The sequence below is a fragment of the Pedobacter sp. L105 genome, assembly GCF_009765875.1.
Taxonomy (GTDB): Bacteria; Bacteroidota; Bacteroidia; order Sphingobacteriales; family Sphingobacteriaceae; genus Pedobacter.
The window spans coordinates 623,770-644,286 of record NZ_LMUP01000002.1 but is presented as its reverse complement, the minus strand read 5'-3'; the positions used below and the strand labels follow the sequence as shown (position 1 = coordinate 644,286).

The following is a 20,517-nucleotide window of genomic DNA, read 5'->3' as shown; positions in this document are numbered from 1 at the left end:
ACCAGATTGCTTAGGTTAGTTGTTTTGGTTTCTTTTGTCCTAAATCGATTACGATAGGGGTAGAGATACATAATGAAGAGTAAGTACCGATGATACGACCGATCAACAGGGCGAAGATAAATCCGCGGATACTCTCACCACCGAAGATGAAGATCACCAACAATACAAAGAATACCGTTAACGAAGTTAAGATAGTACGACTTAAAGTACTGTTCAGCGCAAAGTTGATCAGGGTATCACGTTCTTTACCGTATAAGTCTTCTTTACCAGCTTCAGCCAGTTTCTCACGGATACGGTCAAACACAACTACTGTTTCAGTCATTGTATAAGACATTACTGTTAAGATTGCTGCAATAAAGTCCTGACCAATCTCCAGAGAGAATGGTAATACACCATCAAGGATGGTATAGAACGATAGTACCAGTAAAACATCATGGAAAAGGGCAATAACAGCACCTAAACCATAGTTCAGTTTTTTAAATCGTACAATGATGTAGATAAACATCACTAAACATGAGAACAGGATGGCTCCATAAGCATGGTAAACTAAATCGCTCGCAATGATAGGTCCAACTTTCTGGTTACTTTCAATGGAGTATTTAACACCTGTTTGAGCTAAACCAGATTTTAATGCATCTTCTACTAATTTATCTGCACCAGGATCCTGGTCTGTAATCAAATAAGTAGTGGTGATTTTCAGATCGCTTGTGCTGCCTGCTGTTTTAACCTGAAGTTCTTCATGTTTAAAGCTTGGTGCCAGTTTAGATTTCACATCTTCAGTATCCATTCCTTTGTCGAAATGAACGATGTAGGTTCTTCCACCTTTAAAATCGATACCTAACCTTAAACCGCCGTTTTTGAAGTAGAAAACGATACCTAAAAGGATGATGATCGAAGAAATAGTGTAATAGATCTTTCTGCGTCCTACAAAGTCGAACGCGATGTTTTTGAAAGCGTGAATAGTCGCTTTATTACCGAAAGTGATATTTGCGTTTTTATTCAGTAATCCTTCGAACACTAAACGTGAGATCAACACTGCACAGAATAAAGATGACAGGATACCAATTACTAAAGTAGTGGCGAAACCCTGAACAGGACCGCTACCGAATATGTAAAGGATAATACCTAAGATCAGGATCGTTACGTTGGAGTCAATGATAGAAGGCATTGCATGTTTGAAACCTTCTTTGATGGAAGCAGCTGTACTTTTTCCGTTGTTCAGTTCTTCCCTGACACGTTCAAAGATCAGGATGTTCGCATCCACTGATAAACCGATTACCAAAATGATACCGGCGATACCAGGTAAAGTCAGCACTGCACCCAGTGAAACCAGGATACCCATGATGAAGAACAAGTTGATCACTAAGGCAAGGTTAGCTACCCATCCGGCTTTGTTGTAATACAGCGCCATAAAGATCAGGATCACTACGAATGCCAGTACAAAGGAAAGTAAACCATTGTCGATTGCTGCCTGTCCCAATGAAGGACCAACAACGAACTCACCAACGATACGTGCCGGAGCTGGTAGTTTACCTGCTTTTAAGATGTTTGCTAAATCCTGTGTTTCATTTACAGTAAAATTACCTGTGATCGAAGAGATACCGTTAGGGATTTCATTTTGAACAGTAGGAGCAGAGTAAACTGCATTATCCAGAACAATAGCGATAGATTTTTTATTGTTTGCATCAGCAGAAGCTTCAGCAGTAATTTTTTTCCATTTCTGTGCACCTTCACCAGTCATGTACATGGTTACTTCCGGTTTACCTTTCTGATCGTAATCATGACGGGCATCGCTGATCGCTTCACCACCTAAGTCAGGTTTTCCATCAGGGTTAACAGATTTTATTGCATACAATTCAAAAACCTTAGTACCATCCATCGGTCTTACGCTCCACATAAATTTGAAGCTCTGAGGAACGATGGCAGCAATCTGAGGTAATCTGAAATAAGAATTAACTTTAGCTGTATCTTTTTGTGCTACCCATCCAACAGTTGGTCCCGGACGTAAAGAAGTCTGTCCGTTTTGTGCCTGGTAGGTAGGGATATTTAAAACCGCGAATAACGGGTTTGTTTTTGAAAGTTCTTTTGTTTTTACATCAAGCGAATCTTTGCTGGTAGATTTTTTTGCCAGTCCGGCCAGAACACTTTTGCCTTTAGCAGCAGTAGTATCTTTCAGTCCTGCTGTAGCAGTAGTATCTTTCAGCGTAGCAGCAAGAGTTTTGTTGATGTTCTCCATGATCGAGTAAGTCTCTTCATTTTGATACACCTGCCAGAATTGTAATTCTGCTGATCCCTGTAATAATTTATGAACACGTTCTTTGTCCTGCACACCTGGCATCTCAATCAGGATACGGTTAGTACCTTCTTGTTTCTGCATGTTCGGACTCACAACACCAAATCCATCGATACGACTTCTGATGATGATGAACGAACGGTCGATTGCGCTGGTTGCTTCTTTTTCTAAATAACTTTTAACATCAGCATTGCTGGCGTTGCCTTTCAGCTGTTGCGCATTATCCTGGTTAGAGAAGAAATCTACTAATTTTGCATTAGGGCTGATTTTCTCAAAATCGTTTACGAATAAACCGATGAAATCTTTACCACCTGCGTTTAACTGCGTTTGTGCAGTAGATAATGCTTTGTTGAAATTAGCATCGTCAGTATGGTTAGCTAAAGATTTTACCAGTTCACCTAACGAAATTTCCATCGTTACGTTCATACCGCCTTTAAGGTCAAGACCCAGATTGACTTCTTTTCCTTTGCAGAACTGGTAGTCAAATCCGAATACCGGATAAACTGGAACAGTTGACATGGAATCCAAATAAGCTTTTTCCTTAACCTGGTCGCCTTTGGCATACGCTTTAGCGTCTTTTTCTACCTTCGACGTAACGAGATTGAACGAGAGTGAATACACGCAGACAATACCTAATAGTATTGCCATAAATTTAATGAAACCTTTACCTTGCATTTTTTGTTTGTAGTTATTTGTCTATGCTGTATATTTTTTTCAACAAGTCGGCAAATCTAATTAATTTTTTAATTAATAGTCAGCCTTCTATAATATTTATTAGGGATATGATACTATTTACGGAGAAGGGTTGAAAATGTGTATGCGTAAGCATTTTTTTCATCCGGTTCATGATTGACAACGTCAGTTTCTTTCCATATTTCCGGATCAATTGGCGGAAAAAAGGTGTCAGCATCAAAAGTTCCGTGCACTACAGTTAAATAAATTTTGTCTGTCAGGGGCATGGCCATTTTGTAGATCTCGGCACCGCCAACAATAAATACTTCTTCATTGTCGTCACAGAGTGCTAAAGCAGCCTCTATCGTGTTTACTACTTCTGCACCTGATATTTCCAGTCCGCTTTTACGGGTAACAACGATATTCCTCCTGTTTGGAAGGGGTTTTCCAACAGAGTCGAAAGTTTTGCGCCCCATGATCACGGTGTGCCCAGTGGTGATATCTTTGAAATGTTTAAGGTCGGCCGGAAGGCGCCATAACAATTGGTTGTCTTTTCCTATACCGTTATTTTCGGCAGTGGCTACAATACTTGAAACGATCATACAGCAACTGCAGCTTTAATATGCGGATGTGGTTCGTAGTTTTTAAGGCTGAAGTCTTCAAATTTAAAACTGAAGATATCCTTCACGTCTGGGTTAATTTCCATTACAGGTAAGGGTTTAAGGTCCCTGCTTAATTGCAGTTTTGCCTGCTCAATATGATTGTTGTACAAATGCGCATCACCGAGGGTATGGATAAAGTCGCCATACTCCAGGTTACACACTTGTGCCACCATCATGGTAAGCAAAGCGTAAGATGCAATATTAAATGGTACCCCCAAAAATATATCTGCACTTCTCTGGTAGAGCTGGCAGCTTAATTTACCATCTGCTACATAAAACTGAAAAAATGCATGGCATGGAGGCAGTGCCATCTGGTCGATGTCTGCTACGTTCCAGGCAGAAACAATGATCCTTCTGGAATCTGGATTAGTTTTAATAGTTTGTATGATTTTGCTGATCTGATCGATATGTCTGCCATCAGGAGTAGGCCATGAACGCCATTGTGAACCATATACTGGTCCTAGTTCACCGTTTTCATCTGCCCATTCGTCCCATATCTTCACGCCATTGTCTTTTAAGTATTTGATATTGGTATCACCACTCAAAAACCAGATCAGTTCATGAATGATAGATTTCAGGTGTAATTTTTTGGTGGTGACCATTGGGAAACCTTCCTGCAGGTTAAAACGCATCTGGTAACCGAATACGCTGATGGTTCCTGTTCCTGTCCTGTCGTGTTTCTGTGCACCAGTATCCAGCACGTGCTGCATTAAATCCAGATATTGTTTCATGATATGAATAAGCTTTTGCTTAAGATACAAAGCTAAAACAAAAATGTAAACAGTGTTTTAGATTTTATTCACATCTCTGATTAATGATTTTGGAATTTTAATCAAGGTTCAAAATTTAGAAAAGTGTGCTGAGCAGAGTGTATTGACGTTGTTAATACTTTTATGTTTGCAAAATTGCACATTGAACGCTGCGATTTTCTAAATTTGTGTTTTAAGATTTCACATAAATGCTTGTATTCGCCAACGCAAAAATCAATCTGGGTTTAAACATCACTGAAAAAAGGACTGATGGTTATCATAACCTGGAAACGGTTTTTTATCCGGTAAAGATTCACGATGCCGTAGAAATCACTGATGCGGATGAAACTTCCTGTGTGATCAAAGGAATTGATATTCCCGGGGAGGTGACAGATAACATTTGTCTGAAAGCTTATCATTTGCTGAAAAAGGATTTTGATCTTCCTCCTGTACAAATCACTTTACTGAAAAATATCCCGGTAGGTGCAGGGCTGGGCGGAGGATCTGCCGATGCGGCTTTCCTGATCAAATTGCTCAATGATAAATTCAAACTGAGATTATCGGTTCTTCAAATGGAAGATTACGCCCGGGTGCTTGGGGCCGACTGTGCTTTTTTTATCGCGAATACACCTGCGTATGCGGAAGGAAGGGGAGATGAGTTCTCTCCGGTAACCATAGATCTTTCTTCCTATTTTTTAGTACTGGTAAAACCTCCCATCCATGTTTCTACGGCTGATGCTTTTGCAGGATTAAAGCCGGCTGCTCCTGAAACCAGTTTGAAAGAATTGATAAATTTGCCGCTTTGCGATTGGAAAGCGCATTTGAAAAATGATTTTGAGGAAATGATTTTTTCAAAATATCCCTGGATTAAGGGGATAAAGGAAGGGCTTTATCACGCTGGTGCCACATTTGCATTGATGAGCGGTAGCGGTTCCAGTGTTTTTGCGATATTTGAACAAGCGGTTACTTTGCCGGAATTAGAAAAAGACAACAGGGTGTTTTATAACATTTAGAATTTATGGAGATCAACTTAATTCGTAAAAACGATAAATTTAATTTCGAAGCTGAAAACTCAGTGGGGCAAACAGTTGAACTGGATGCAAATCCGGCGATTGGCGGAGAAGGTAAAGGTTTCAGGCCAATGGAAATGCTGCTGGTAGGTTTGGGTGGATGCAGTGGGATTGACATGATCAACGTACTGACAAAACAAAAAGAGCCGTTGGACGATGTGAAGATTAAGATCAACGCTACCCGTAAAGATGATGAGGTACCTGCTATATTTGATGTGATCGATATTCACTTTGATTTGTATGGCGCACTAAATGTGCAAAAGGTAGAGCGCGCCCTGGATCTTACTTTTGAAAAATACTGTTCGGTTTCTAATATCATTGGCCGCTCGGCAACAATAAAATTTTCATACGCTATCCATAATTAGTTTTTGGGAGGAGATTATCTTTCAAAAAAACCAGTATATACTATTCCGGCTGCATAATGCTTCGCTTCGCTCGCAAGACGCTAGGCCGTCATAGTATATACTGGTTTTTTTGTGGAGTAATCAGGGGGATTGTCTGGAGGTTTTCCAAAGGTTGGTCTAAGACCCAGCAATGGATGATCTAGGTCATCATATTACATGCTGGTTTTCTTAGTGGAATAATCAAGAGGAGGACGTTCTGGTGTGATTTCTACTGGATAATCCGCGGGGAAGTGTCTGGAAGTCTTCCATAGGCTGGTTTAGGGCCCTTCAATGGATGACCTTCAAAAAGATTTACCTGGAGATTTTCAAGACTGGCCGATTATATGGCATCCTTCGTAATTGTTAGTTCGAAATAGAACCTTAGAGATGTGAATTTGTATGGGATGTAGCATTAACAAATAATCAGCTAATAAGGTTGACTTCATTTAGGAATGGTAAAACTAATTGCTGAATACGGCTTATAGCTGATGATCTGTATATTTCTAGCAATGTGCAAACTCATTGGGGCATTAGGGCTCATGCTATATACTCCCTGCAATGGATGATCTTTAAAAAAATGACTGTACTGTTTTGCAGCCTCGGACTCTTGCAAGCGCAGCGCAGCATTATTCCAGCTGCAAAACAGTACAGTCATTTTTTCAGCGAAGCTAGAAGAAGCTTTTTTAGCACAAAAATTAACTGATATACTCCCTGTCTTCTGCACTTAAACTATCTTTTGGTAAATCTTCAGGTTTACCCTCCTGATGATTCTCCTCCAATCTGTCATCATACGTAGTCACTACAGTTTTTGGACGACCTGCGAGATAACCAAGGATAAATCCGATAAAAGTACAGACCCCAACGGCCACTAATTTGGAAACCTGTGCTTTAGCAACAATAAAGTCAAACTCTACTGCATCTGTGTTCATCATTAAAAAAATAGTGATCAATATGGTGAAAATGATGATCAGGATGGTTTTAGTACGCATATTTTAAAAAGTATAATTTACAGTTAATTGCAGAATTGGGCTATGATGGTATTCCTGGTTTACAAACACAAATCTTGTACCTAAATCCAGTACGGGGGAATATCGGAACACATTCATGTTGCTGTGCAGCTCAAATCCATAAGTTTTAGGCTGACCGATATTAGTTTCGCTGCCGAAATTTTCGTAATCGCAGAAGACCCCACCCCTGATATTTGTGATATAGGCCAGCGGGCCAAGTTCTGCATCAGGAAAGGCAATAGGGAAACGGTAGTTCAGGAGCAGCGTATTGGTAAGCTTGCTTTTCGCCATGATGTTGTCGTATCCGTAAACGGTAGTAATTGCATTCGAATAGATCCACACACCTGAGGTTTGCTGATAGTTGAAATTGACCAGGAAGCTATGGTTTTTTGCCAAACCGGGGAAGTATAGGAAATTTTCTGTTGCGAAAAGTTTACCATTGAGCTCTTGCTGACCGAGAGGTTTGGTCAGGTAAGTAATCCTGAACACTTGTGCCCATGCAGGGGCGATGTCTCTCTCCGAAGAATTGATCGTGTGTGAAAAGGTAAAACTCGACTCCACAGGAAGATCGATAGACTTCAGATAATTGACAGGCATGTTCTCACCATCATACCTTTTGGTGAGGCTGGTTCCGGCATCAAAGGTGAAACCGAAATTATGGTTTTGGGCACTCAGGTTTATTGGTACTTCGGCCTGTAGATGGTAATAGTTTTGCCTGAAGTCTCCCTGCTGAACTCCATTGCCGGTTTCATAAAAAGTCCGTACCGGTTCATTGGTGTAGTTGAGGCTGATGATGGGATAAAGTGCTTTGAGGCTTACGCCGGCATTGTATTGAAACCTTTTCAGGTCGCTCATGTAATCTACCTCTGCAAAAGAATCAAAAGTATTCAGCAGGTTATTTGACTGTAAGCGGATACCGGCCTGTCTGTCATTGGCTACGACAGGGTATACGCTGTGAAAGTTGAACAGGTGTCCCAGTTTTTTGTAGGGGGTAGAAGTAAAAGTGGTGTCGGGAATGGAAGAAAAGACGTCACCTGTGTTTTCCTGTTTTGCTGCTGCAGCCCCGAAAAAGACAAAATTGTTCTTTCCTGTTTTCATCTGCTCGATTTTCGCCTTGGCAATTCCATAACCGTAGAGGTCAAAATTGTTAAACAGGATGCTGTCGGTACCCGGAATTTTAGAAACATTGAAGGCGCCGAATTTTGAGGCGCTCAGAGCGCTTATTTTTTTTGTGATGACATCTATATCGTAAACGTTGTCAATGCCGCTGTAGTGAGCATTAAATGCGATCTTATCGTTAATGTATACCGGCCTGCCCAGCTGCTGCTGTGTTTCTTCAATCAATTTCTTCTTCCGGTTGTTCTGATCTACTGTCCAGAGTGCTTTTCCGGCTTCAGAAACGCTGATGTAAGCGATGGTCGATCCTGACTTGTTAAAAGATGGGGTTTGGATCAGCAGGTTATCGGGATTTGGAACATAACGGATGATTTTTCCTGTCTGGGCATCCATAACGATGAGCCGGACTTTGTTGGCCAGGTCAATTTGTACGGCAGCAATCTTTGCTCCGTCGGATGATAGGGTAGGGGAGAAGATCCTTGACCTGGTGCTCAGCTTTTTAACTTTTTTGGTCTGGAGGTCATAACTGCAAACAACGCTATAACTCCGCTGGGTAAACCTTGGGTCGAACCTGATCTCGTCCCATACAATCTTTCCGTTTGCATAGCTAAACCAGGGTTGTTCCTGCTGGCCAATTCCGAGCAGCCGCTGTTCGTCTTTGTTTTTGTCAACCAGGAAAAAAGCGGAGGGCTCAGATTTACTTTGTTTCAGGGCTAAGATCTTTCCGTCGGGCAGAGGAACGGGCAGAAAATAATTGGTTTCATAACTGGCCTGCCGGGTAAGCGATGGGTAGGTTTTGGAAGGCGTAAGCCGAGCCTGTTCCTCCCAGTCTTTTTTCATTTTGGCGTTATTGTATTCGTACCATTCCCTAGCTGTTTTTCCAGTGAATTTCCTCATGCTTTTGGCCAGCGGATAGAGGCGGAATTTATGATCTTTCAGGTCGGTGAGGAGGCTGTCGATAATAAACTTTCCGGCCGCCTGGCGGAGCCTAGAGACGATGAGATAACCGAACTGGTAATAGCCCATTTCTACGTCTTTCTGAGAGCCGAAATCAGACTTGCTGTAGGAGTAATTTTTACCGCTCAGCAGGGCTGTTCTATAGGGCATGATCCAACTGGGCTGGCGCCCACGCCCAACATTCGTCAGAGAGGTTTCATTGCTAACGGCATCCCCTTCAAAGAACCACAAAGGGATGCTGGCACCCATCCAGGCAAAGTAGGCATATTCAGGAAAAAGGTTGCTCCTGCCGCCGGTCAATCTGGTGAACTGGGCGACGTGACGAAGCTCATGAACGGCCAGGTTATTCAGCCAGTCCTGACTGTCAAAAGACTGGGGTGGGGTAGCATAAAACTCAGACTTCTTTGGGGCCAGCTGCACGAAGCCATTGGCCACTACGCCCTGGTTCTGCAGGAGTATTGGATAGGTGGTTTTTTTAACGCCGAGACTGCCGCCTACCAGCGGGAAAATATAGCGGATAGTTCCAGCCATTCGCTGCCCTTCAGTTTCCAGTTCGGTAGGGTAGATGATGGTAAATCCGGATGTTTTAATTTGCCTCCAATTTACACTAAGTGGGTTTTGGGGAGCTTCAAAAATCTGTGCATAGGCACTATGTGAGGTTGTGATTGAGATGAATGAAATTAATAAACTGAATATCAGTTTTTTATTAGGTATTATATTATTCATCTTTTGCTAATGCTAACATATTTAGTTTTTTGAGGAGCGGAATTTATGATTTATATAGTGTTGTAAATGAGGTGTGATAGGTTAATTATTTGATAATAAATTATATATGATTTCAAAATATTTTAACACTTTCGTTTTAATTTGATTTTAATCCCAGTTAAATGCTTCTTTTTAATACACTGCCGCAGGATTTTTAATACCTCTTTTACTATTGGCTGAAGATACACTATTTCGATTCAAAATAAGAAATAAAAAATGCGATTCCCGTATTAAAAGACCCAAATGAGATAAGATGAAACCTCGAAAATGACCTTTTAAAAGGAAGTGAAAACGGATCGGAATTTACACTATCGTTGCCAGTGCCCGCCACTGTTTAGTCTATAAACCGGGCAGTTTGAAGGTATAATATACCCCGGTTTTTTTTGGTTCGCGAGGCAGCTAAACCGATAGATGACCGGCCTCTCAGAAAGCTATTGAGGCTCTTTAAAACTAGTAACTTCAGCGGTCGTAAATGGAAAGACTAAAGGCTGGAAAGGGGAGTTGGCAGAGGCCGGCATCAACGGAAGCAGTAGGCTTAGGTGATGGGAAATACAACCTGGATTAAGCGTTTGTAGAGGCCTGTCTACAGGCTGGAAATGGTTCGGGGTTGAGGTCTTGAAGAAGCTCGGGTAAGGGTGATAAAAGGGGAGGTTGGAAGTTTGAAATGGATGTATCCTCTCCCCTCCTGCTGAAAAAAAAGACTAGCTTCTGCTGATACGTTTTTTGTAAATCGGGTATAAAAATACAGCACCTAAAATCAGGGCAGATCCCATATAAAATCCGGTAGACATCGTCTCTTTATGACCAAAAAAAATGAAAGCCAGAATGATCCCGTATACGGGTTCAAGGTTGCTGATCAGCGCTACCCGGAAAGCCGATAAAGTACGCATCACAGATACGCCTGCGATGTATGCAAGGGCGGTGCAGATCGTGCCCAGAATCATCAGGTAAATCCAGTCGGATGTGCTCAGGTTAAAGCCCTCCTGGAACAGGCTTCGGTCAAACAAACGATAGATCGTAATCCAGAAAAAAGCACCGGAGAGTTCATAAAAACCTATTACCCGGGCATCACTTTTTTGAGCCAGATTGGAGTTGATAATGGAAAATAAACTTGAGGCAACAGCGGCGGAAAGACCTAAAATAATACCTTCTGTATAGTTGGATTCAAACTTAAAAATCAGGTAAATCCCTGCGATGATTATTAGTCCGATGAAGATATCGCCGATCTGTATAGCTGTTTTTTTGATGATCGGTTCAAGGATAGCGGTAAATAATGTAAAAGAAGAGAGGCATACGAGCGTAACGGATACGGTAGATACTTTGATCGCCGAGAAGAATAAAATCCAGTGCAGGGCCACAATACTGCCTGTAAAGAAGAACTGGAAGAACTCTTTGGTAGTTACCTTAAGCGGCAATCCGCTCAGTTTGAAATAAAAGAACAAGGTTACACTTGCAATAAGCACCCTGTACCATACCATTTGCACTGCATTTACAGAGATCAGGGCACCCAGGATACCCGTAAATCCCCAGATAAAGACAGTAAAATGAAGTATGAGCAGGTTCTTATTGAGGGTAGAGAGCTTATTATCGGTCATTATTTTGGTGCTTTTTTCAATAGGTACAGACCCAGCAATCCAAAGAAAATTGTAGGTATCAATACCGCTATCAGTGGCGGAATGCCCCCTTTAATGGAGAACATCTTGGCAAACTGGTTCACTACAATATAGGCAAAACTTAGAAAAATTCCTATCCCTAAAGGTAAGCCCACACCACCCCTCACCTTACGTGAAGACAGTGCTACGCCGATCAGAGTCAGTACAAATGCAGATAAAGGCTGCAACCAGCGTTTGTATTCTTCGAAAAGCAAATCGTTGATGATACCTGTTCCCCTGAATTTTTCTTTTCTTATTTTGTCAGATAACTCCCTGTTGGAGAGATTTTCATAAACATTTTCATAAGCGGAGAAATCATCCGGGCGCATATCCAGTACGGTATCCTTTTCCTTGCCCATTCCTTTGATCATGGTCTCTTTCAACCCTTTGATATTCCTGATGGAATAGTTGGTTATCTTCCAGCTATGTTTTAATGAATCCCACTTGATCTGGTCGGCAACCAGCTTTTTAGTCATCACATCCCCATCAAAATTATCCAGTGAAAAGCGGTAGCCCGACTTTGACTTGTTGTCAAAACTTTCCATGTAGATATACGTGTTTTTATCCAGTTTCATATGGATATTGGTCTTGCTCGATGGGTCGTTCTTTTTTACATAAGTGTTTTCAAAGCTGTTTTTAAGCTGGTTGGTGTAAGGAAGGATGTATAAATTGGAAGCTAAATTGGCAGAAAAGATGATGAAAGCAGAAACAAAATAGGGTAGCAGGAAGCGGTTAAAACTTACCCCGCCGCTTAAAATAGGAACGATCTCCGTCTGATCTGCCATTTTTGCCGTAAAAAAGATTACGGCAATAAAGTTGATCAAAGGCGAAAGCATATTGACATAGAAAGGAATAGAACCTGCATAATACAGGCTAATTACTTGCCAGAAGGTCAGGTTGTTACCTAAAAAATCATCGAGTTTCTCCGACAAATCAAAAATTACGATAATGACTACAAATACGGTTAAGGTATAAACAAAGGTACCGAGGTACTTGCCTATAATATAGCGGTCAATAATCTTTAATCTGCTTTTGAAGATATTCATCTATAATTTGTTCCCTAATATAGTCACCATTTTATTTTTCCAGGCGTAAAACTCACCGCTGATGATCTTTTCCCTGGCTTGTTTAACCAGCCACAGGTAAAAATGAAGGTTGTGCAATGTCGCAATTTGCGATCCCAGCATCTCTTTAGAGTGCATTAAATGCCTTAAATAAGCTTTAGAATATACCTGGTCGGCATATAAATCACTTTCTGCATCAATTGGAGAGAAGTCATCCGCCCATTTTTTATTGCCTATATTAATAATTCCATTCCTGGTAAACAGCATGCCATTCCGGGCATTCCGGGTAGGCATTACACAGTCAAACATGTCTATACCTAACGCAATATTCTCTAAAATATTGATCGGTGTACCTACACCCATCAGGTAACGTGGTTTTTCTACCGGTAAAATTTCACATACCACCTCGGTCATGGCGTACATTTCTTCTGCGGGTTCACCAACAGAAAGACCACCAATGGCATTACCTTCGCGGTCCATTTTGGCGATAAATTCAGCAGATTTTTGTCTCAGATCTTTATAAACTGAACCCTGAACAATAGGGAATAAGGTTTGATCGAAGCCATATTTAGGCTCAGTAGTATCAAACCGGGTACAGCAGCGTTTTAACCAGCGATGGGTCATGTTAATCGAGTTTGCCGCATACTTGTAATCACATGGATAGGGTGTACATTCATCAAATGCCATGATAATATCGGCACCAATGGTACGCTGGATGTCCATCGCATACTCAGGACTAAAAAGGTGTTTTGATCCGTCTATGTGCGAGCGGAAAGTAACACCTTCTTCTTTGATCTTGTTTACTTTACTTAGAGAATACACTTGATAACCGCCGCTATCTGTTAAGATCGGACGGTCCCAGCCAATGAATTTATGCAATCCACCGGCACCTTCTATAATATCCAGCCCGGGGCGGAGGTATAAATGGTAGGTATTTCCCAGGATAATTTTGGCATCGATATCATTTTCCAGTTCCCGCTGGTGAACGGCTTTTACCGTTCCTGCGGTACCTACAGGCATAAAAATTGGGGTTTGAATCTCTCCGTGTGCCGTAGTAATTGTCCCTGCTCTTGCTTTGGACTGGCTATCGTTTGCCTCTAAGGTAAATTTCATCAATGTTTGGTTTTTTCAATAGCATTTATTGCTATTGAATTGTCTTCAGGCTGCATTTTAGCTGTAGTCATGATTCACATCATCACCGGCCGCTGAAATGAAATGCCTTCTTTTCCTGATGTTTCGTAAGCGTCTGTGTGCTTGCAAAAAATCTGGGCAAAAGTAGGAAAAAACAGCCGATTTACAGGCTTAAATTTTTTATCAACATAAAGGTACATTATAGATTAAAAACCAGAAATTTGACCAATCCAAAAACACCATTGTGGAATTAACCTTATTAGAGAGTTGCCTGCTGGGCGCCCTCGTTTTTTGTTTTGCTGTTCAGCTGTATTTCAGCTTGTTTATACACTTAAAACTCGCTCTTGTTAAAGTCGAAGATATCCCCTCACAGGCCAGAAATCCATTAAGTGTGGTCATCTGCGCCCGTAATGAGGCAGAAAACCTGACTAAATTCTTACCTGCAGTACTGGAACAGAATTACCCCGATTTTGAAGTTATTGTAGTGAACGATCGTTCCTGGGATCAAACCAGAGTGGTATTGGAAGGTTTTGCCGAGCAGTACAAACACCTGAAAATCGTGACGGTTAGTGACGGTGGTAAGTTTATTGCAGGTAAGAAATTTGCCGTGACTATGGGTATTAAAGCCACTTCGAATGAATGGCTGGTTTTTACAGATGCCGATTGCGTACCTGCGTCCGACCATTGGTTACTGGATATGCAGCAGCCTGAAAACGATAATACGGAAATTTTACTGGGTTATTCCCCATACCTGCGCAAACGCGGATTGTTGAATAGCCTGATCCGTTTTGAAACATTCTTTACCGCAGTTAACTACCTTTCTTTCGCCTTAAAAGGGAACCCTTATATGGGTGTTGGACGTAACATGGCCTATAAAAAGTCGCTGTTTTTCAGAAGCAAAGGTTTCGCCGCACACATGCATATTCCTTCCGGCGATGATGATCTTTTTGTCAATGCCAACGCTCACAGCAGGAATACAGAAATCAGGATTAACCTGCATGCACAGGTGTGGTCTGAGCCTAATACCAGCTTTTTAGGTTACCTCCGACAGAAAAAAAGACATTTTGGAGCAGGTAAGTTGTATAAACCAGCACATAAATTTATTTTATCAGTACAAATCATCTTCCAATTCCTGTTCTACGTACTGTTTATTGCCCTGTTATTCTTTAAACCTGCCATATACATCGCTGGCGGTATCTTTGTTCTCAGTTTGATCATCAGGAGCTTTATCTATCCGCGCCTGTTAAAACGTCTCCATTACGCTGGTTTGAGATGGTGGTTCCCGCTTCTGGACATTCTACTGTTCATTTTCTTAGTGTTTAATGGCATTCTGTCTATATTTGTTAAAAAAGTAAAGTGGAAATAAGCTCAGCCCCCGTACAAAAATATTTCAAAAACCTCAGTGAAGATCAGATTTCAAAGTTTGACCAATTGTACGAGTTGTACAGTTTCTGGAATGCGCAGATCAATGTGATCTCCAGGAAAGACATCGAGGAATTATATGAACGTCATATCCTGCATTCACTGGGAATAGCGAAATTCATTTCTTTCAAACCAGGAGAAAAGGTGTTGGATGTAGGTACAGGCGGTGGTTTTCCAGGTATTCCTCTGGCCATCTTATTTCCTGAAACGCAATTTCATTTGGTAGATTCTATTGGTAAAAAGATCAAAGTAGTGACCGAAGTGGCGGCTGCGCTGGGTTTACAAAATGTAAAAGCTTCTCATTTACGTGCAGAACAAGTAGATGATAAGTATGATTTTGTGGTATCACGTGCAGTAACGCGACTAATAGAATTCTATCCCTGGATTAAGGATAAGTTCAATAAGGACTCTAAAAATGCAATTGCCAATGGTATTTTGTATTTAAAAGGAGGAGAGCTGGCAGAAGAAATTAAGGAATCAAGATTAAAAGCAGAACTCTATCCTTTGTCGGCTTATTTTGAAGAAGAGTTTTTTGAAACGAAATATATCGTCTACATTCCGCAATAATTTTAAGATAAATTACCATCGGTAGGGGCTTTCGTATTAAGTTAGCCTATGAGTTTAATTTATCAGATCGCCCTAACACTAATTAAAAACGTAGGCCATGTCACTGCCAGGAGCTTGCTGGCCGCGTTTGGAAGTCCTGAAGCTGTTTTTTCTGCAACAAAGAAACAGCTAATGGAAATTGAAGGAATAGGCAGTTTAACTGCCGGTCATATCCTGGCTACCGACGCCATCTCCATGGCAAAGGAACAAGTGAAATTTCTGGAGAAACACCATATTGAGGTGCTGTTTTATACTGACGACCGTTATCCCCAGCGTTTAAAACACTGTTATGATGCGCCTATTTTGTTGTATTATAAAGGAACAGCTAACCTGAACCACCCCCGGATCGTAAGTATTGTAGGAACCAGAATGGCCACGCCTTATGGACTAATGCTTTGTCAGCAGCTTGCAGAAACCTTAAAACCTTATGATGTGCTGATCGTTAGTGGGCTTGCCTATGGGATTGATATTGCTGCGCATCAGCAGAGTTTGCTGCATCAGATCCCTACAGTAGGGGTGTTAGGCCATGGGCTCGACCGGCTTTATCCTCCCGGGCACCGGTCTACAGCCAATGAAATGCTCCTCAATGGTGGGTTAATTACTGAATTTCCGCTCAGAACCAATCCTGACAAGGAGAATTTTCCCAAGCGCAACCGCATTATTGCAGGCATGGCCGATGTAACGATTGTAGTGGAAGCGGCGCTGAAAGGTGGGGCGCTGATTACTGCGGAAATTGCCAATTCTTATAACCGCGATGTTTATGCCTTTCCCGGCAGAACAACCCATACCTATTCACAAGGCTGTAATTTTCTGATCAAAACCAACAGGGCGGGGCTGCTCAGTCACCCGCGTGATATCCCTTATTATATGGGCTGGGAAACAACTGCTCCGGTGAAGAAGAACCTCCAATTAGAAGTGATAACAGATCTTTCCGCTCCTGAACAAACAATCGTTAGCCTGCTAAAATCCTCTTCTTTACGGGTGGATGAACTGGCGCTAAAGGCAGAAATTCAGCAAAGTAAACTGGCTGGATTTCTGCTAAATCTGGAGATGAAAGGTGTTATTGTTTCCTTGCCGGGGAAGGTTTATCAGCTTCTTTAGCCATTATATTCTTCTATTCGGCCATATATTAGCTAGGTTAGGTATCATCTGTCCCGATTGTTTCAGAATAAAATTTCATCAGCACCAATAAATCAGAATTAGATTTCAAATAATTTATTTAAATAAAAATCTAGGAATCAAGTCGTATTTTTGTTTCATGTGGTATAACAATATATTAGAGACTATTGGGAATACTCCCCTGGTAAGATTAAATAACATTACGAAAGATGTTCAGGCTACTGTACTGGCTAAAATAGAAACTACCAACCCTGGTAACTCTATTAAGGACCGTATGGCAGTGAAAATGATTGAAGATGCAGAGAAAAGCGGTAAGCTTAAACCCGGCGGAACCATCATTGAAGGTACTTCAGGAAATACAGGCATGGGTCTGGCAATGGCTGCTATTATTAAAGGTTACAAGTGTATTTTCACTACAACCGACAAGCAGTCGAAGGAAAAAGTTGATGCTTTACGTGCTTTTGGTGCTGAAGTTATTGTCTGTCCTACCAATGTAGAACCAGAAGATCCGCGTTCTTATTATTCAGTTTCTTCAAGGTTGGAACGCGAAGTTCCTAATTCCTGGAAACCAAATCAGTATGATAATCTCTCTAATACACAAGCACATTATGAGCAAACGGGGCCTGAAATCTGGAAACAGACAGAAGGTAAGATTACCCATTTGGTAGTAGGAGTAGGTACGGGTGGTACGATCTCTGGTACCGGAAAATATTTAAAAGAGCAGAATTCTGATATTAAAGTATGGGGAATTGATACTTACGGATCGGTATTTAAGAAATATAAAGAAACAGGTATCCTTGATAAGAATGAGATCTATCCTTATATCACTGAGGGTATTGGCGAAGATTTCCTGCCTAAAAACGTAAATTTTGATATCATTGACCTGTTTGAAAAAGTAACCGATAAGGATGCAGCTTTAATGACCCGTGATATTGCCCGTAAAGAGGGGATATTTGTAGGAAATTCTGCCGGATCTGCTGTTGCGGGTTTATTGCAACTGAAGGATAAACTTAAACCAGAAGATGTGGTAGTGATCATTTTTCATGATCATGGAAGCCGTTACATGGGTAAAATGTACAATGAAGACTGGTTAAGGGAACGCGGTTTCTTAACCGATGAGAAGTTAACCGCTAAGTCTATCCTGGCCAAAAAAGAACATACAGAGATCATTACGATTGATTGTGAGAAGACAATTGTAGAGGCGATTAATACGATGAATAGCCTGAATATTTCGCAAATTCCGGTTACCCAGCAGGGAATGATTGTAGGGAAACTGGCTGAAGGGGATATCTTAAGGGCATTAATGGAGAATCCTGCTTTGAAATCGGCTTCTGTAAAAGAGATCATGACGGCTACTTTTCCTTTTGTGGATTTGAATACTTCAATTGATAAGATCTCTGCATTGATTAATAAAGAGAACAGTGCGGTACTGGTTGAAGATGAGAAAGGTAATTTTGAGATTATTACTCAGTATGACATCATTAATGCGATATCGGCTTAATGCAGTGACGGCTTAATGCACTATTGTAATACTCCTTTGACCTGTGTTTTATCACTTGTAATATACCGAATACATTACCCGGCTAGTTGAGTTTCATCTGGCTTCGCTAAAAGAGGAACCCCTCTCTCCATGCTGCCAACCGCTGAAACGCGCTTGAAGGCATGGAGAGAGGGGTTCCTCTTTTTTGGAGATCTTCTATAGCATGATGGCCGGTTGGGCGTAAATGCTTGATTTTTATAGCGAATTGATTAGTGACTTGGTCCGTTTCCGTCAACCCTTTTGATCTGTGCACCTAATGCACGCAGACGGGTATCGATGTCCTGGTAACCGCGTTCTATTTGCTCAATATTATAGATTGTAGAGGTTCCTTCGGCAGATAATGCTGCAATTAATAAGGATACACCTGCACGAATATCAGGAGAAGTCATGCTGATTCCTCTCAATTGATATTGTTTGTCGATACCATTAACTGTAGCTCTATGCGGATCACAAAGGATGATCTGTGCACCCATTTCTATCAGTTTATCTACAAAAAACAGTCGGCTTTCAAACATTTTCTGATGGATTAATACCGATCCTTTGGCCTGTGTAGCAATAACCAGAATGATACTCAGCAGGTCGGGAGTGAAGCCTGGCCATGGTGAATCAGCAATGGTAAGGATAGATCCGTCGATAAAAGTATCAATGATATAGTGTTTTTGAGAAGGGATGTAGATATCGTCACCTCTTAATTCAAAGTTTACACCTAATTTCCTGAATACATCAGGGATCATTCCCAGCTCACTGTAACAAACATTTTTGATGGTGATCTCTGATTCGGTCATTACAGCAAGGCCGATAAAAGAACCAATTTCTATCATATCAGGCAACATTCTGTGTTCTGTACCGCCTAGTTTGGTCACGCCTTCAATAGTTAATAAATTAGAGCCGATACCTGATATTTTGGCGCCCATGCGGTTAAGCATTTTGCATAATTGCTGTAAGTAAGGCTCACAGGCAGCATTATAGATGGTAGTAATGCCCTTGGCCAATACTGCTGTCATCACGATGTTGGCAGTACCAGTTACCGAAGCTTCATCCAGCAGGATATAAGCACCCTGAAGGTTGGTCGCATCTACATTAAAAAAGGCTTCTTTTGCGTCGTAAACGAACTTTGCACCTAGTTTTTCAAATCCAAGGAAGTGGGTGTCCAGTCTTCTGCGGCCAATCTTGTCGCCGCCTGGTTTAGGGATAGCAGCTTTTCCAAAACGTCCTAAAAGTGGGCCTACAATCATGATAGAGCCCCTTAGGCTTCCGCCTTTGGACTTAAACGTATCTGATTTAAAAAACTCCAGGTTTATATTTTTTGCTTCGAAAGTGTAAGTGTCTTTAGATAAACGTTCTACGGTAACACCTAAATCACCTAACAACTCAATCAGCTTATTTACATCTTTAATATCCGGGATATTGCTGATGGTTATTTTCTCTTCTGTCAGTAGAACGGCAGATATAATTTGCAGGGCTTCATTTTTTGCCCCCTGCGGTTGTATTTCGCCTTTTAATTTCTTCCCGCCTATAATTTCAAATGCGTTCATGTATTTTTTAACCTAATAAGATGTAAGGATACCGTTAGTGTCTTTGTTTCGGGTTATTGTTATTGCTGCGGGGACGGTTGTTATTGTTATTATTGTTGTTTTGTCTTCCTTTATTGTTGTTGTTATTATTGCGTCCGCGTGCGTTGGTAGCAGCCCTGTTTACCGGAGGTCTGAATTCAACCTTGGCCAGGTTTACATTTTCTTCCAGTTCCAGTTGTCCGCCAGATAGTTCACGCAGGTTTTTGAAGATCGTTTCATCTGCAACACTGTCTTTATTCCAGGTTACATAAGCCATTTTCATAAAATTAGCGATACCCTGTACCATGGCTGCCCTGCGTTCAGGTTCATCCACTGCTTTAGCTCTTTCAATCAGTACCTCAACCGTTTTACCGTAATGTTTGTACTTGATTTTTTGCTGCGGGTAGCCAATATGTGCCGGTTTAACCAGCGCCATTTCAGGAGTTGGTTTAGGATAGGGACTGTCTACTTCAATCTTATATCCGGAGATAATGTGTAAGTGATCCCAAAGTTTATGCTTAAAATCGGCAACATCTCTCAAATGGGGATTCAAAAAACCCATCAGGTCGATCACTGCCTGTGCATATTTATTACGCTCTTCCAGATCGGGAAGTTCAATAATATACTTCACCATGTTCTGTACATTACGTCCGTATTCTGCAAGAATTAACTCGTTTCTTGTGGTATTATAGTCGAAATTCATTCTATATTATTTCTAATGGCAAGCAGCTAAGTGGGTTGTAAAGCGCTTAAAGC

At 41.2% G+C, this 20,517-nt stretch carries 16 protein-coding genes; 6 read left to right on the top strand and 10 right to left on the bottom strand.

Annotated elements, in window-relative coordinates; genetic code table 11:
• Positions 1-10 precede the first annotated feature (10 nt).
• The 3 genes from secDF to GSQ84_RS03920 all read right to left on the bottom strand — a co-directional run bounded on the left by secDF (position 11) and on the right by GSQ84_RS03920 (position 4,358).
• Entirely contained in the window at positions 11-2,968 is a 2,958-nt protein-coding gene (secDF, locus tag GSQ84_RS03930) for a protein translocase subunit SecDF (RefSeq protein ID WP_158795936.1), read from the bottom strand.
• A gap of 113 nt (positions 2,969-3,081) precedes the next feature.
• On the bottom strand, positions 3,082-3,567 hold the full coding sequence (locus tag GSQ84_RS03925; RefSeq protein ID WP_158795935.1) for a dihydrofolate reductase: 486 nt from the start codon (positions 3,565-3,567) through the stop codon (positions 3,082-3,084).
• Positions 3,564-4,358, bottom strand: a complete 795-nt coding sequence (locus tag GSQ84_RS03920; RefSeq protein WP_158795934.1) for a thymidylate synthase — start codon at positions 4,356-4,358, stop codon at positions 3,564-3,566. The genes GSQ84_RS03925 and GSQ84_RS03920 overlap by 4 nt, the downstream gene beginning before the upstream one ends.
• A 227-nt stretch (positions 4,359-4,585) precedes the next feature.
• Between GSQ84_RS03920 and ispE the strand changes: the two genes are divergently transcribed.
• Together ispE and GSQ84_RS03910 are read left to right on the top strand one after the other, a co-directional pair.
• Entirely contained in the window at positions 4,586-5,389 is an 804-nt protein-coding gene (ispE, locus tag GSQ84_RS03915) for a 4-(cytidine 5'-diphospho)-2-C-methyl-D-erythritol kinase (protein WP_158795933.1), read from the top strand.
• Between the two features lie 5 nt (positions 5,390-5,394).
• Positions 5,395-5,811, top strand: a complete 417-nt coding sequence (locus tag GSQ84_RS03910; RefSeq protein WP_158795932.1) for an OsmC family protein — start codon at positions 5,395-5,397, stop codon at positions 5,809-5,811.
• A 713-nt stretch (positions 5,812-6,524) separates the two neighbouring features.
• Here the strand turns inward: GSQ84_RS03910 and GSQ84_RS03905 are convergent.
• From GSQ84_RS03905 to tgt, 5 genes are all read right to left on the bottom strand, one after another.
• On the bottom strand, positions 6,525-6,818 hold the full coding sequence (locus tag GSQ84_RS03905; RefSeq protein ID WP_158795931.1) for a LapA family protein: 294 nt from the start codon (positions 6,816-6,818) through the stop codon (positions 6,525-6,527).
• A gap of 3 nt (positions 6,819-6,821) precedes the next feature.
• Positions 6,822-9,635, bottom strand: coding sequence for a hypothetical protein (locus tag GSQ84_RS03900; protein ID WP_158795930.1), 2,814 nt, complete (start codon positions 9,633-9,635; stop codon positions 6,822-6,824).
• A gap of 740 nt (positions 9,636-10,375) precedes the next feature.
• The gene (locus tag GSQ84_RS03895) at positions 10,376-11,269 is read right to left on the bottom strand and encodes a DMT family transporter (RefSeq protein ID WP_158795929.1); all 894 of its coding nucleotides are present in this window, start codon (positions 11,267-11,269) and stop codon (positions 10,376-10,378) included.
• The gene (locus GSQ84_RS03890; RefSeq protein ID WP_158795928.1) at positions 11,269-12,372 is read right to left on the bottom strand and encodes an LptF/LptG family permease; all 1,104 of its coding nucleotides are present in this window, start codon (positions 12,370-12,372) and stop codon (positions 11,269-11,271) included. Before GSQ84_RS03890 ends, GSQ84_RS03895 begins: the two co-directional genes overlap by 1 nt.
• Positions 12,373-13,503 (bottom strand): tRNA guanosine(34) transglycosylase Tgt, encoded by a 1,131-nt coding sequence (gene tgt / locus GSQ84_RS03885; protein ID WP_158795927.1) that lies wholly within the window; start codon positions 13,501-13,503, stop codon positions 12,373-12,375.
• A 262-nt stretch (positions 13,504-13,765) separates the two neighbouring features.
• Between tgt and GSQ84_RS03880 the strand changes: the two genes are divergently transcribed.
• From GSQ84_RS03880 to GSQ84_RS03865, 4 genes are all read left to right on the top strand, one after another.
• Positions 13,766-14,887, top strand: a complete 1,122-nt coding sequence (locus GSQ84_RS03880; RefSeq protein ID WP_158795926.1) for a glycosyltransferase — start codon at positions 13,766-13,768, stop codon at positions 14,885-14,887.
• Positions 14,878-15,510: a 16S rRNA (guanine(527)-N(7))-methyltransferase RsmG gene (gene rsmG, locus GSQ84_RS03875; protein ID WP_158795925.1), complete on the top strand. Its 633-nt coding sequence runs from the start codon at positions 14,878-14,880 to the stop codon at positions 15,508-15,510. The genes GSQ84_RS03880 and rsmG overlap by 10 nt, the downstream gene beginning before the upstream one ends.
• 48 nt (positions 15,511-15,558) lie before the next feature.
• Positions 15,559-16,650 (top strand): DNA-processing protein DprA, encoded by a 1,092-nt coding sequence (dprA, locus tag GSQ84_RS03870; protein ID WP_158795924.1) that lies wholly within the window; start codon positions 15,559-15,561, stop codon positions 16,648-16,650.
• A 157-nt stretch (positions 16,651-16,807) separates the two neighbouring features.
• Positions 16,808-18,169: a pyridoxal-phosphate dependent enzyme gene (locus GSQ84_RS03865; RefSeq protein ID WP_158795923.1), complete on the top strand. Its 1,362-nt coding sequence runs from the start codon at positions 16,808-16,810 to the stop codon at positions 18,167-18,169.
• A gap of 248 nt (positions 18,170-18,417) precedes the next feature.
• Here the strand turns inward: GSQ84_RS03865 and murA are convergent, their stop codons facing one another.
• Both murA and GSQ84_RS03855 read right to left on the bottom strand, forming a co-directional pair.
• Positions 18,418-19,743 (bottom strand): UDP-N-acetylglucosamine 1-carboxyvinyltransferase, encoded by a 1,326-nt coding sequence (gene murA / locus GSQ84_RS03860; RefSeq protein ID WP_158795922.1) that lies wholly within the window; start codon positions 19,741-19,743, stop codon positions 18,418-18,420.
• A gap of 34 nt (positions 19,744-19,777) precedes the next feature.
• Positions 19,778-20,464, bottom strand: a complete 687-nt coding sequence (locus tag GSQ84_RS03855; protein ID WP_158795921.1) for a DUF4290 domain-containing protein — start codon at positions 20,462-20,464, stop codon at positions 19,778-19,780.
• Positions 20,465-20,517: the final 53 nt, after the last annotated feature.